The following is a 13,730-nucleotide window of genomic DNA, read 5'->3' as shown; positions in this document are numbered from 1 at the left end:
TCCATGCCCAGCCGCCCGCCTCTCGACGCCATCACCGCCCGCTGGTTGCCGTGGGTCGTCGCCATTGCGTTCTTCATGCAGTCCCTCGACGGGACCATCCTCAATACCGCGCTGCCGGCCATGGCCAGCGATCTGGCCGAAGACCCGTTGCGCATGCAGGGTGTGATCATCGCCTACATGCTCACCGTGGCCCTGCTGATCCCGGCCTCCGGCTGGATCGCCGACCGCTTCGGCACCAAGAAAATCTTCTTCGGCGCGATTCTGCTGTTCAGTTTCGGCTCGCTGCTCTGCGCCTTGTCCAGCAGCCTGAGCATGCTTATCGGTGCGCGGGTAATTCAGGGCCTCGGCGGTGCGCTGATGTTGCCGGTCGGGCGACTGGTGGTGCTGCGCGCCTACCCGCGCTCGGAACTGGTGCGGATCATGGGTTTCATCACCATTCCCGGCCTGCTCGGCCCGCTGATCGGCCCGACCATGGGCGGCTGGATGGTGGAATACGTGACGTGGCACTGGATCTTCCTGATCAATCTGCCGGTCGGGGTGATCGGCTGTTATGCGGTGTGGAAGTTCATTCCCGACCTGCGCGGCACGGAGCGCACGCGCTTCGATAGCCTCGGTTTTCTGCTGTTCGGCGCAGCGATGATCCTCATCACCATTGCCATGGAAGGCCTTGGCGAACTGCACCTGCCGCACTTGCGGGTAATGTTGCTGCTGTTCGCCGGCATGGCCTGTCTGGCGGCGTACTGGCTGCGCGCCGGGCACATCGAAAACCCGTTGTTCGCGCCGTCATTGTTCAAGACCCGCACGTTCGCCGTCGGCATTCTCGGTAACCTGTTCGCGCGACTGGGCAGCGGTGCTCTGCCATTTCTGGTGCCACTGCTGCTGCAAGTCGCGTTGGGCTATTCGCCGTCGCAAGCCGGGATGAGCATGTTGCCGCTGGCCGCTGCGGCGATGGTCGCCAAGTGGGTCGCGCGGCCGCTGATCGAACGCCTCGGCTATCGCATCGTCCTCACCGGCAACACCCTGGCGCTGGGGATCATGCTGGCGAGCATGGGGCTGGTCAGCGAACAGACGCCGTACTGGCTGCTGCTGTGCCTGCTAGCCGTGCTGGGTGCGATCAACTCGCTGCAATTCACCGCGATGAATACGGTGACGCTGATCGACCTCGACGATGCCAGCGCCAGCAGCGGCAACAGTCTGCTGTCGGTGGTCGCGCAGTTGTCGCTGAGCCTCGGCGTGGCTTGCGCCGGCGCGCTGCTCGGCGGCTTCACTGCGAAGGTCGGCAACGATGGCGTGGAAACCGTGCTCGGCGCGTTCCAGCTGACCTTCGTCACGGTCGGCGTGATGGCGATGCTGGCGGCGACGATTTTCTCGCAGCTGTCCAAGGAAGACGGGCGCCGGGCGAAACGGCCACAGGAGCACATCGAACACTGATTGTGCTGGAGGACATCTGTGGCTGCTGAAGGACTTCCGTGGCGAGGGGATTTATCCCCGCTGGGTTGCGCAGCAGTCCCAAAAAGGTTGGATGCGGTCAGCCGGATGAATCGAGGTGGCAGGTATTGGGGGTGCTGCGCACCCCATCGGGGATAAATCCCCTCGCCACAGATAAATCCCCTCGCCACAGGTAATCCCTGCCTCGGGTTCAATCGCTGTTCGTCCAGAACTGTCGAGGAAACCGGCACGGGGCTGCTACACTGCGCGACATTTTGTTTTGCAGGCCAGTCCCGTGACCACCATCGCCACCGCTTTTAATACTCTGCCGCTGTCCGCCGCCATGCTGGCTAACCTCGAATCACTCGGTTATGCCCAGATGACGCCGATCCAGGCGCAGAGCTTGCCGGTGATCCTCAAGGGGATGGACCTGATCGCCCAGGCCAAGACCGGCAGCGGCAAGACCGCCGCGTTCGGCATCGGCCTGCTCAACCCGATCAACCCGCGCTACTTCGGGTGCCAGGCGCTGGTTATCTGCCCGACCCGCGAGCTGGCCGACCAGGTGGCCAAGGAAGTCCGTCGTCTGGCCCGCGCCGAAGACAACATCAAGGTCCTGACCCTGTGCGGTGGCGTATCGTTCGGTCCGCAGATCGCTTCGCTGGAACACGGCGCACACATTATCGTCGGCACCCCGGGGCGCATTCAGCAGCACTTGCGCAAGGGTTCGCTGGTGCTGGATGGCCTGAACACGCTGATCCTCGACGAAGCCGACCGCATGCTCGACATGGGTTTCTACGACGCGATCGAAGACATCATCATCAAGACCCCGGAGCGTCGCCAGACTCTGCTGTTCTCCGCGACCTACCCGGTGGGCATCAAGCAACTGGCCTCGAAATTCATGCGCGATCCGCAGACCGTCAAGGCTGAAGCCTTCCACGACGACACGCAGATCGAGCAGCGCTTCTACGAGATTTCCCCGGAAGAGCGCATGAGCGCGGTGACCAAAGTCCTGCACCACTTCCGTCCGGCGTCCTGCGTGGCGTTCTGCTTCACCAAGCAGCAGGTTCAGGAAACCGTCGATCACCTGACCGCCAAAGGTATTTCCGCCGTTGGCCTGCACGGCGATCTGGAACAGCGTGATCGTGATCAGGTACTGGCGATGTTCGCCAACCGCAGCACCTCGGTGCTGGTTGCCACCGACGTCGCCGCCCGTGGTCTGGACATCGATGCGCTGGACATGGTGATCAACGTCGAGCTGGCGCGCGATTCGGAAATCCACATCCACCGCGTCGGCCGTACCGGTCGCGCGGGCGAGAAAGGCATCGCCATCAGCCTGGTCGCGCCGTCCGAAGCTCATCGTGCGCAAGCCATCGAACAACTGCAGAAAGCGCCGCTGAACTGGGATCAGATCGACAACCTCAAGTCCCAGGGCCTGGCGCCGCTGCAACCGCCGATGACCACTCTGTGCATCGGCGCTGGCCGCAAAGACAAAGTGCGCCCGGGCGACATTCTTGGCGCACTGACCGGCGAAGCGGGCATTCCCGGCGCGCAGGTCGGCAAGATTGCGATCTTCGATTTCCAGGCCTACGTCGCTGTCGAGCGCACCGTGGCCATGCAGGCCTTGCAGCGCCTGAACGACGGCAAGATCAAGGGCCGCTCGTTGCGCGTACGTATTCTCTGACCTGATCATTCCCACGCTCTGCGTGGGAATGCATCCCGTGACGCTCCGCGTCACATAACAACGGACGCAGAGCGTCCATGGCGGCATTCCCACGCAGAGCGTGGGAACGATCATTGTGTGAGGACACCGTTTTGCGCTCTACCGAAGTCGTGATCATTGGCGCTGGCGCGGCCGGCTTGATGTGTGCCCTGACCGCCGCCGGGCGCGGGCGTCAGGTGTTGCTGCTCGACCACGCGAACAAGGCCGGCAAGAAAATCCTCATGTCCGGCGGTGGCCGCTGCAATTTCACCAACATGTACACCGAACCGAGTAATTTCCTTTCGCAGAACCCGCATTTCTGCAAGTCGGCGCTTGCGCGTTACACCCAGTGGGATTTCATCGGTCTGGTCGGCAAGCACGGCGTGCCGTACCACGAGAAGAAACTCGGCCAGTTGTTCTGCGATAACAAATCCAGCGACATCCTCGGCATGCTCCTTGATGAATGCGATCAGGCCGGCGTCGAGCTGCACCTGGACACCTCGATCCAAGCCATCGAGAAGGTCGACAGCGGCTACCTGCTCGACACCACCCTCGGTCAGGTCCAGTGCCAATCGCTGGTGATCGCCACCGGCGGGCTATCGATTCCGACCCTGGGCGCCACCGGTTTCGGTTATCAAGTCGCCAAACAGTTCGGCCATGAACTGCTGCCGACCCGCGCCGGGCTGGTGCCGTTCACCATTACCGACCAGCTCAAGGAACTCTGCACCGAATTGTCCGGCACCTCGGTGGATTGTCTGGTCAGCTGCAATGATCAGAGCTTTCGCGAGAACATCCTCTTCACTCACCGTGGCCTCAGTGGCCCGGCGATCCTGCAGATTTCCTCGTTCTGGGAGTCTGGCGATACGGTAGAGATCAACCTGCTGCCGGATCACGACGCGGCGAGCTGGCTGCAAGAGCAAGTCGCCGAGCGTCCGAACAGCGAGCTGAAGACTTTGCTTGGCGAGATCTTCACCAAGAAGATGGCCAATCTGCTGGCGGACAACTGGTTTGTCTCCAAACCGATGAAGCAGTACACCCACGCTGAACTGGCGGAGATTGCCGAGAAGCTCGGCAGCTGGAAGGTTGTGCCGGCGGGAACTGAAGGCTATCGCACGGCTGAGGTGACTCTGGGTGGCGTCGACACTCGCGAGGTGTCGTCCAAGACCATGGAATCGCTGAAAAGCCCGGGCCTGTACTTCATTGGTGAAGTGCTCGACGTCACCGGGCACTTGGGCGGCTTCAATTTCCAGTGGGCCTGGGCCTCGGGCTACGCTGCTGCGCAGTACGCTTAACTCAAGGCTAAATACAAAACCCTGTGGGAGCGAGCTTGCTCGCGAAAGCGGTCTTTCAGTCAACATTGTGGTGACTGACACATCGCATTCGCGAGCAAGCTCGCTCCCACAGTGGTTTGTGGTGTAGTAAAAGGAACACTTTTTGCTGTCAGATGTGCTCGACGCCATTGCGTCGGCGTCATTACTGGCTCAATTTAGCGGCATCGCCTCGGAAGGCCTTCGCACTTCATGTCCTCGACCTCGTTTCGTCAGTCTTTGCGGCGCCTGTGGGCGCTGGATAAATTCAGCTACAGCGTGCGGGTATTCATCGCCCTGACCGGCAGCATGGCGCTGTGCTGGTATCAGGATGAAATGGGCCTGCTGATCCCGTTGTTTCTCGGCATCATCGCCAGCGCCCTGGCCGAAACCGACGACAGTTGGCAGGGTCGTCTCAACGCTCTGGCGGTGACGCTGGTGTGTTTCAGCATCGCCGCGCTGTCGGTGGAATTGCTCTTCCCCTACCCGATCATTTTCGCCGTGGCCCTGGCGCTGGCCAGTTTCGGCCTGACCATGCTCGGCGCACTGGGCGAGCGTTACGGTGCGATCGCCTCGGCGACGCTGATTCTCTCGGTGTACACGATGATCGGCGTCGATCAGCGCGGCGGCGCGGTTACCGATTTCTGGCATGAACCGATGCTGCTGGTCGCCGGCGCGGCGTGGTATGGCCTGCTCTCGGTGCTGTGGCAGGCGCTGTTTTCCAACCAACCGGTGCAGCAAAGTCTGGCGCGGCTGTTCCGCGAACTGGGCCTGTATCTGAAACTGAAATCCTCGCTGTTCGAGCCGATCCGGCAGATGGACGTCGAAGCCCGCCGCCTCGAACTGGCGCAGCAGAATGGCCGGGTGGTCGCCGCCTTGAACACGGCCAAGGAAATCATCCTGCACCGGGTCGGCAACGGTCGACCCGGCTCGAAAGTCAGCCGTTATCTGAAGCTGTACTTCCTCGCCCAAGACATTCACGAACGCGCCAGCTCTTCGCACTATCCTTACAACGCACTGGCCGAGGCGTTCTTCCACAGCGACGTGCTGTTCCGCTGCCAGCGCCTGCTGCGCCAGCAAGGCAAGGCCTGCCGGGCCTTGGCCGAATCCATCCAGATGCGCCAGCCATTCATCTACGACGCCAGTTTCGCCGAAGCCCTGAACGACCTGCATGCCTCCCTCGAACACTTGCGCATCCAGAGCAACCCGGCATGGCGCGGCCTGCTGCGCTCGCTGCGCGCACTGGCGGCCAACCTCGGCACCCTCGACCGCCTGCTCAGCGATGCCAGCAACCCCGATGCCCTGGCGGATGCCACCGACAGCAGCCTGCTCGACCGCTCACCGCGCAATCTCAAGGACGTGTGGATTCGCCTGCGCACGCAACTGACGCCGACCTCGCTGCTGTTCCGCCATGCCCTGCGCCTGCCGCTGGCACTGAGCATCGGCTACGGCATGGTGCACCTGATTCACCCGTCCCAAGGCTACTGGATCATTCTCACCACGCTGTTCGTCTGCCAGCCGAACTACGGCGCCACCCGGCGCAAGCTCGGCCAGCGGATCATCGGCACGGCCATTGGCCTGACGGTGGCCTGGGCGCTGTTCGATCTGTTCCCCAACCCGGTAGTGCAATCGTGCTTCGCCATCGCTGCCGGCGTGGTGTTCTTCACCAATCGCACCACCCGCTACACCCTGGCGACGGCGGCGATCACCATCATGGTGCTGTTCTGCTTCAATCAGGTCGGCGATGGCTACGGACTGTTCCTGCCACGGCTGTTCGACACCCTGCTGGGCAGCCTGATCGCGGGTCTGGCGGTGTTCCTGTTCCTGCCGGACTGGCAGGGTCGGCGCCTGAACAAAGTGCTGGCCAACACCCTGACCTGCAACAGCATCTACCTACGCCAGATCATGCAGCAATACGCCGCCGGCAAGAGCGACGACCTCGCCTATCGCCTGGCCCGCCGCAACGCCCATAACGCTGACGCGGCGCTGTCGACGACACTGGCGAACATGCTCATGGAACCGGGGCATTTCCGTAAGGAGGCGGATGTCGGTTTCCGTTTCCTGGTGCTGTCGCACACCCTGCTCAGCTATTTGTCAGGGCTCGGCGCGCACCGCGAAACACAGTTGCCTGCGGAGGTACGTGAGCATCTGATCGAAGGCGCCGGGGTGAAACTGGCGACCAGCATCGACGAAATCGCTCAAGGCCTGGCGAGCAAGCAGCCGATTGCAATTCAGAGTGATGAAGAAGAAGCGCTGGCCAATGAGCTGGAACAGATGCCGGATGAAATCGATGAAGGGCAGCGGTTGGTGCAGACGCAGCTGGCGCTGATTTGCCGGCAGTTAGGGCCGCTTCGGACATTGGCGGCGCATTTGATCAAAGAAGTCTAGCTGCAAGCTACAAGCTACAAGCCGAACGCAACCCGGCTTCTAACTTGAAGCTTGCAGCTTGAAACTTGTAGCTCCCCCACTACATTCCATGCCGCCGCAATAACTTCTCATAAGTCCCGTCAGCCTTCATCGCTGCAATCGCCCGGTCAAACCCGGCGACGATCTGCTCATGCTGCGGATTCTTCAGGCTGACCAGAATATGCAGGCTGTTCTCACTCAACGGCTTGGATAGGAACTCCACCGAATTGCGCACCTTGGCCGATTCCCGCGCCAGGTAATACTTCGCTACGTACTCATCCTCAAGCGTCAGCTTGACCCGATCCGCCGCGAGCATGCGCACGCCCATGGCGAAGTTGTGCACGGGCACTTTTTGCATCGCCGTGTCGGCATCGAACGGTGCGGAATAGGCATAGCCACGCACCACCGCAATCGGATAGGTGTGCAGTTGCTCGAGGCGGTTGTATTCAATAGGTGCGTCTTTGCGCTTGAGGAAGCGGATGCGGTTGATCAGGTACTCACCGGAAAACTGGCCGATCTGCGTGCGCTCGTCGTTGTACCAGGCATTGACCAGCACGTCGTAACGCCCCTCGCCAATCCCCAGCAATGCTCGCGCCCACGGCACTTGTTCGTAACCGCTGGCATAACCGGCGCGAGCCAGTGCGGTGCTGACAATGTCGGTGGCCAGGCCACCGTTGACCAGTGCATCGTCGGTAAACGGCGGCCAATTATCGAACGCCAGCCGCAGCTTCTGCGCCGCAGCATCCTGGCCGAGCACCAGCAGTCCGATCAAAGCAACGGCTTGAAGCAATCGCAGCATGCTTGAACATCCTCAGCGGGCAACCGCCCGACGTGTTTTCACGTCAAAACCCAAGGCCCCTTACCGGCAAAACCCAAGCATTGAACATTAGCTCATGGGAGCCAGTGGACAGTGCTCTTGAGCAGATTACACAAAGTCGCAGGCAGCGTGAGAAAGGAATAGTGGCATTTTGACCTTTATCACAGACTGTTGCGCCATACAGACATACGGCGCTGCTGCGCTTAGTATCGGGCGACATGGTCAAGGAATCGAAAAATGACAATCGAGTGGATCTGCAAACATCATCGTGATCTGGGCAAAGAGCAGTTGTACGCCTTGTTGAAGCTTCGCTCTGATGTATTCGTGGTCGAACAGAAATGTGCTTATCCGGACCTCGACGGCCAGGATCTGGAGGGCGATACCCATCACCTGATGGGTTGGGAGGATGATCAGCTGATGGCTTATCTGCGCCTGCTGGACCCGGAATCCCAAGGCGGCGACGTGGTGATTGGCCGCGTGGTGACCGCGCCCGCCGGCCGTGGCAAAGGGTTGGGCCACGCGATGATGGAACAGGCGCTGAAGCAGGCCGAAAAGCACTGGCCGCAGGTACCGATCTATCTGTCGGCGCAGGCACACTTGCAGGGGTATTACGGCAAATACGGGTTCGAAGTGGCGGGCGACGAATATCTCGAGGATGGGATTCCCCACATAGGCATGCGTCGTTCTTGAGGGCCTCATCGCTGGCAAGCCAGCTCCCACAGGTTCATCGCTCGTTCACGAAAACCGTGTTCGCTGGAGATCCCTGTGGGAGCTGGCTTGCCAGCGATTGTGTCAGTTCAGGCGGCGCTGGATTCAGGGGTATTCCAGCACCGCTTTTATCTGCCGCAAATTGCGCTCGATCCACCCCCGATCAATCGCTCCCCATTCACGAATCCGATAGCGCCCGGCATGATTGCGTGCGCCCTCTTCCTGTTCGAACTCACAGATGATGTCCAGATCGGCCAGCGCGGCAATCGTGTCCTGCGCCGTGCGTCGCGGCATGCCGGTGACTTCGGTCAGCGTCGGCACACTCGGCGCCAGGCCGCTATCGATCAGATAAGCTACGTACAAACGGCGATAGAAACTGCTTTTGGTCTTGCTGACGTCCATCCACACCTTCCTGATTGGTCAAGCCTGCATATCCCGCCACGTCAGGTACACACGCAGATCGAACTCGATCTGGTGATACCCCGGCAGCATGTGCTCGCACAGTTTATAGAACGCCTTGTTGTGATCCGATTCCTTGAAGTGCGCCAGCTCGTGCACCACGATCATCTTCAGAAAATCCGGCGCGGCGTCCTTGAACAGCGCGGCGATGCGGATTTCCTTGTTGGCCTTGAGCTTGCCGCCCTGCACTCGTGACACCGTGCTGTGCAGACCGAGCGCGCGGTGGGTCAGGTCGAGGCGGTTGTCGAACAGCACTTTGTCGATGGCCGGCGCATTGCGCATGTACTGCTGTTTGAGATCCAGCGCGTAGCTGTACAAGGCCTTGTCGCTCTGCACGTCGTGTCGCCCTGAATAGCGCTGATTCAGGTATTCACCCAGGCGCCCTTCGGCTATCAGTTGGCGCACCTGATCCTGCAATTGTGCGGGGTAGGCCTGGAGGTACTTCAACACAGTCATGGACGAGCGACGCGGTTCGAAAAAGGTCCGCCAGTGTAGCGAATTCAACCGGGCAACGCGCTCCAGTCAAACGGTTCGACGAAGCTGACCGCGTCTTCGGCGATCAACGGCCGCGCGACGAGGAAGCCCTGCACGTATTCGCAGCCATGGGCTTGCAGCCACTGATATTGCTCGAGGGTTTCCACCCCTTCGGCAATCACCAGCAGGCCGTATTGCTTGCACAGATCGATGACCATGCGCACCAGCGCCGCATCACGTGGCGAGTCCGGCAGGCGCGCGATCAAGTGGCGGTCGAGTTTCAGCGTATCCAGTTCGAGATCGCGCAGATGCGCCAGCGAGCACGGCCCCGAACCAAAATCATCCAGCGCCACGCGCACCCCGAGATGACGCAGCAGCCGCAGTTGCTTGCGGGTTTCGTCCGGGTTTTGCATCAACGCTTCTTCGGTGACTTCAACTTCCAGTTGCTGAGGTTGCAGCGCATGGCGCTCCATGACCTGACGCAGCTCGGTGGCCAGATTCGGCAGGCCGAACTGGGTGTTGCTCAGGCTCACGCCGAGCACCAGATCGTCGGCGAACAAGGTTTCCCAGGCTTTGCGCTGGCCGGCGCCACGGTGATAGATCCAGCTGCCGAGGCGACTGATCAGGCGCGCCTCTTCCAGCAACGGCAGAAACAACCCCGGCGGCACATCGCCGACGCTCGGGTGCTGCCAGCGCAGCAACGCTTCGAACCCACGGATCTGTCCGCTGCCGATCGCCACTTGCGGCTGATAGACCAGATTGAAATCACGATTCTCGATGGCCTCGCGCACGCTGTCTTCAAGCATCAGACGCGAACGTGCGCGGCCGTTCATTTCATGATCGTAGAAGCGATATTGCTGACGCCCGGCACGCTTGGCCTCGTACATAGCGATGTCCGAGGCGCGCAGCAAGCCGTCGAGATTGCGCCCGCAGTCAGGATAGGTGGCGATGCCGATACTGGCGCCAAGGACTATATCCAGACCTTCGATCTGCTGACACACCGATACCCGTTCGATGAGTTTTTCGGCAATCTTCGCCGCTTGCTCGGGGAATTCCAGATCCAGCAGCGCGGTGAATTCATCGCCGCCCATGCGCGCGAGAATATCGAACGGCCGCAGGCACGCCTTCAGTTGCTCGGAAACCCAGCGCAACACACGGTCGCCGGCGTCATGGCCGAGGGAATCATTGACCCGTTTGAAGCCATCGAGATCGAGGTAGAGCAATACCCAACTGCTGTCGCTGCGTTCCCCGCGCAACAGCAGGTTTTCCACGGTCTGGTAGAACCCGCGCCGGTTGAGCAGCCCGGTCAGCGGATCGGTCACCGCCTGGAACTCCAGTTGCTGGTGCAAGTGACGCACCACCGACATGTCCAGCACCGTCACCACCATCGCGTGCTGCTCCGAGGGCAGCGGCGCGCAAGACAACGCCACCGGCACTTGCTGCCCGGGCGCAGTACGCAACAACGCATCATGCAGGCGCAGGGTTTCGCCACGTTGGTAGCCGGCGTAGAACTCGGAATCGGCCCACAACGGAATGTGGGGCTTCTGCAGGAAATCGAGAAACTCCTTGCCTTCCAGATCCTTCACCGGCGCATTGAGCAGTCGCGAAATCGCCGGGTTGGCAAAGCGGATCACGCCGTCCTCGCTCAACACCAGAATGCCTTCGGCGGCGTTGTCCAGCACCGAGGCATTGAAGGCGCGCGCCACTTCCAGGTCATGACTGAGGCGTTGCAAGGCACGGCGATTGCGCTGGTGCTCGAGCAACGCCTGGACCTTGGGCTTGAGAATTTGCGGATCGAACGGCTTGAACAGGTAATCCACCGCGCCGCTGGCATAGCCCTTGATCACCGCATCCTGGGATTGCTCGTTGGCGGTGAGGAAAATGATCGGCGTCAGCCGCGTGCGCTGGCTGCCGCGCATCAGCCGCGCGACCTCGAAACCGTCCATGCCGGGCATCTGCACATCGAGCAGAACCAGGTCGATGTCGTGTTCGAGCAAAAGGTTCAGCGCCTCGAAACCCGAGGCGGCGGTCATCACTTGCCAATCCTGACGCTGCAGCAACGCGCGCATGCTGATCAGATTTTCGGGGTAATCATCGACGATCAAAAGGACCGAGCTGCCTTCACCTGGCTGGGGTTGCGCGCATTCCATGCTGCTTCTCTTATCGGGACCGGTTGCCGGCAAAACCATAGACGTACTGAGCCTTCACTCTAGACGCGGATCAGTGAAAGCAGAAGCTGTCATCCCGCCATCATTTAAACAATGCTCAACCCAGCCGACTAACGGTCACCGCTACAGCCCCCGAAAACCGGGCGGGATGGCATTTCGACAGGACTTTGACGTCAAGTAATCGCCAGGCGGGCATTAACAAAAATTGCCGCTACGCTTATAAAGACGCCCGAAAACGCGCGGGCTAGAGCTTCTGGCACCGGCGTTCCGGATGAATTGATTGGAAGAACCGTCATGATCGACCTCGCAACCTGGAACCTCAGCGTTCCTGTTGGCAGCCCGCCGTACACCGTTGAAACCTCGAAACTGGTGGATGGCTTCAAGGATCAGTACTTCCATTCCGACACCGGCACCCTGTTCTTCTGGTCCCCGGTGACTGGCTCGAAAACCGAAAACGCCATCTACCCGCGTACCGAACTGCGCGAAACCTACAGCAACGGCACCCTGCGCAACTGGTACTACCCGGACGCCGACAACCTGCTGCGCGCCACCCTCGCGGTGAACAAGGTGCCGAGCTCGGGCAAGATCGTCATCGGCCAGATCCACGCGTACGAAAGCCAGCGGCCGATGGTCAAGCTCGAATATCAGTACAAGGAAAAAACCCAGACCGGCAATCTGGTGATCAAAGTGCGCATGCGCCCGGACGACGCCGAAAGCCGCGTCATCACCCTAGCCACCGGCGTCAAGCTTGATCGCGAATTCAACTACCTCATCCACTTGAGCCCCGGCGGTGCGCTGGGCGTGAGTGCGGCGGGCTATCAGTGGGACTCCCAGATCAGCGCGACCTGGCGCGACAAGCCGCTGTACTTCAAGGCCGGCGTGTATGTGCAGGACAACACCGGCTATACCAGTGAGGGTGGGCAGGTGACGTTTACCAAACTGGATATTGATCACGACAAGTAGCTTACGTCCTCCTGTAAGAGCCACTGCGGGCTACGATCTTTTGATTGTTTTGGATGCTGAAAAGACAAATCGAAAGATCGCACCTCAGCGAGATCGGATTGATCTTCAAAATCCTTTCCGCATCACCGGACGTTCAATAACCGGATCTACAGCTCGGCGGTCACAAAAAACAATACAGCGGAAGCCGTGATTACCGTTCTACCATCTAAGGACCAAGTCAAGAACTGCTCCTTTTTTTCTTGTAGTCAGACAATGCTCGACCATCGTCGAGCTGTTTGCCAGCAAAAATCAGGCGTTGCTGATCGGGTGAAATACCCTCTTTATCTTGAATTTTTGCTTTTACGTTTTCTATGGTGTCCAACGGCTCAGCATGCACCAGACCTATTGAATAATGTTAAATAGCATCTATGACCTTCATCGACAAAGGGACCGATAAAGGGGACACGCCGATACATCGAACTCCTCCAGTAACCCCGCAGACTATTTCACTGGCTCATCCCACAGATCAAAAAATTAAGTTCGCACGCATCATCCATAGCTAAATATTATAAATAACTGTCATTTATATCAGGTTACCTGCAAGCCTTTCTTGCCTAATCTCATGAACGCAACAGGAGACATCCTATTTGACTTTAATACTCGAATGCAGAAGGTGAACATCATGAAAACTTACAATGGCTTCGTATTCAACGCTAGTGAGCAACATGCCGCCACACTTAAATTTGACGATCTAGGCCAGCAAAACGGCAATATAAGCAAAGGCTACATGGACTATTGCGGACTAGATTTCATCGTCACTGGCACCTATACAAAACCCACCAGGTCTTTTAATCTTCAAGCGAAATCAGATGCCACGAAAAGAGATGAGCTTAACCATGGCCCAAGCTCTCTCTCGATCAAGATGAAATCGTCTGACGGGACCGACAGCTACTTGGAAGGTACAGTTAAAGTTGAATCAGGTGGGCCGAATGTCGGCCAGACATACGGAATCAAATTCACAAGAAGCTGACTTTTTTATTACCGATAAAACTGGATAAATCAGTTAACCTCAACGTTTATCTCATCCTTCCGATGACGCGGATAGATCGCCTCCAGCGAGATCTGCTGAATCTTCGAAGCATTATAAATTGCTCTTACTTTAAATCACTTCGTCAGGCGTAATAGTTGCCCACAAAAAACCCGCCTCTCCAGACTGTGTGAAAACGCACTGACGGCGGTTCCAGCAAACGCCCCGACTTGTTCGGGGCGTTTGCTTTTGTGCTCACAGCAGACGAAAAAAGGCGTTTCAGCCCATCAGCGCC

12 protein-coding genes are annotated in these 13,730 nt (G+C 59.3%); 7 read left to right on the top strand and 5 right to left on the bottom strand.

The features are described 5' to 3' along the window. Positions 1-3: 3 nt before the first annotated feature. The 4 genes from mdtD to yccS all read left to right on the top strand — a co-directional run bounded on the left by mdtD (position 4) and on the right by yccS (position 6,822). Positions 4-1,431: a multidrug transporter subunit MdtD gene (gene mdtD, locus AAEZ10_RS25555; RefSeq protein WP_350571512.1), complete on the top strand. Its 1,428-nt coding sequence runs from the start codon at positions 4-6 to the stop codon at positions 1,429-1,431. Positions 1,432-1,723: 292 nt separating this feature from the next. After that, on the top strand, positions 1,724-3,109 hold the full coding sequence (gene dbpA, locus AAEZ10_RS25550; RefSeq protein WP_024014613.1) for an ATP-dependent RNA helicase DbpA: 1,386 nt from the start codon (positions 1,724-1,726) through the stop codon (positions 3,107-3,109). A 131-nt stretch (positions 3,110-3,240) separates the two neighbouring features. After that, on the top strand, positions 3,241-4,419 hold the full coding sequence (locus tag AAEZ10_RS25545) for a BaiN/RdsA family NAD(P)/FAD-dependent oxidoreductase (protein WP_073476434.1): 1,179 nt from the start codon (positions 3,241-3,243) through the stop codon (positions 4,417-4,419). Between the two features lie 228 nt (positions 4,420-4,647). After that, positions 4,648-6,822, top strand: coding sequence for a YccS family putative transporter (gene yccS, locus AAEZ10_RS25540; protein ID WP_073476432.1), 2,175 nt, complete (start codon positions 4,648-4,650; stop codon positions 6,820-6,822). A 79-nt stretch (positions 6,823-6,901) separates the two neighbouring features. On the opposite strand, the gene AAEZ10_RS25535 is transcribed toward yccS, so the two are convergent. Further along, positions 6,902-7,639, bottom strand: coding sequence for a substrate-binding periplasmic protein (locus AAEZ10_RS25535; RefSeq protein ID WP_350571509.1), 738 nt, complete (start codon positions 7,637-7,639; stop codon positions 6,902-6,904). 255 nt (positions 7,640-7,894) lie between these two features. Between AAEZ10_RS25535 and AAEZ10_RS25530 the strand changes: the two genes are divergently transcribed. Beyond that, on the top strand, positions 7,895-8,347 hold the full coding sequence (locus tag AAEZ10_RS25530; protein ID WP_122692394.1) for a GNAT family N-acetyltransferase: 453 nt from the start codon (positions 7,895-7,897) through the stop codon (positions 8,345-8,347). Between the two features lie 123 nt (positions 8,348-8,470). On the opposite strand, the gene AAEZ10_RS25525 is transcribed toward AAEZ10_RS25530, so the two are convergent. The 3 genes from AAEZ10_RS25525 to AAEZ10_RS25515 are packed head-to-tail and all read right to left on the bottom strand — an operon-like array spanning position 8,471 to position 11,448. Then, a complete protein-coding gene (locus AAEZ10_RS25525) occupies positions 8,471-8,767 on the bottom strand; it encodes a winged helix-turn-helix domain-containing protein (protein ID WP_016772794.1) in 297 nt (98 codons plus the stop codon). An 18-nt stretch (positions 8,768-8,785) separates the two neighbouring features. Continuing rightward, positions 8,786-9,280, bottom strand: coding sequence for a YgjP-like metallopeptidase domain-containing protein (locus AAEZ10_RS25520; protein ID WP_073476602.1), 495 nt, complete (start codon positions 9,278-9,280; stop codon positions 8,786-8,788). Between the two features lie 44 nt (positions 9,281-9,324). Next, positions 9,325-11,448, bottom strand: coding sequence for a putative bifunctional diguanylate cyclase/phosphodiesterase (locus AAEZ10_RS25515; RefSeq protein ID WP_350571506.1), 2,124 nt, complete (start codon positions 11,446-11,448; stop codon positions 9,325-9,327). A gap of 312 nt (positions 11,449-11,760) precedes the next feature. Here AAEZ10_RS25515 and AAEZ10_RS25510 point away from each other — a divergent pair, with 312 nt between their 5' ends. After that, positions 11,761-12,429: a polysaccharide lyase family 7 protein gene (locus AAEZ10_RS25510; RefSeq protein WP_016772792.1), complete on the top strand. Its 669-nt coding sequence runs from the start codon at positions 11,761-11,763 to the stop codon at positions 12,427-12,429. Between the two features lie 217 nt (positions 12,430-12,646). On the opposite strand, the gene AAEZ10_RS25505 is transcribed toward AAEZ10_RS25510, so the two are convergent. Next, entirely contained in the window at positions 12,647-12,805 is a 159-nt protein-coding gene (locus AAEZ10_RS25505) for a ubiquitin-like protein (RefSeq protein ID WP_350571504.1), read from the bottom strand. Between the two features lie 285 nt (positions 12,806-13,090). Here AAEZ10_RS25505 and AAEZ10_RS25500 point away from each other — a divergent pair, with 285 nt between their 5' ends. Beyond that, positions 13,091-13,438, top strand: coding sequence for a hypothetical protein (locus AAEZ10_RS25500; protein WP_137214280.1), 348 nt, complete (start codon positions 13,091-13,093; stop codon positions 13,436-13,438). Positions 13,439-13,730: the final 292 nt, after the last annotated feature.

Source organism: Pseudomonas sp. H26/SER47-MNA-CIBAN-0231, assembly GCF_040310465.1.
GTDB classification, from domain to species: Bacteria; Pseudomonadota; Gammaproteobacteria; order Pseudomonadales; family Pseudomonadaceae; genus Aquipseudomonas; species Aquipseudomonas atacamensis.
Note: the sequence above shows the minus strand (reverse complement) of the source record. Positions and strands in the feature narration are given on the sequence as shown.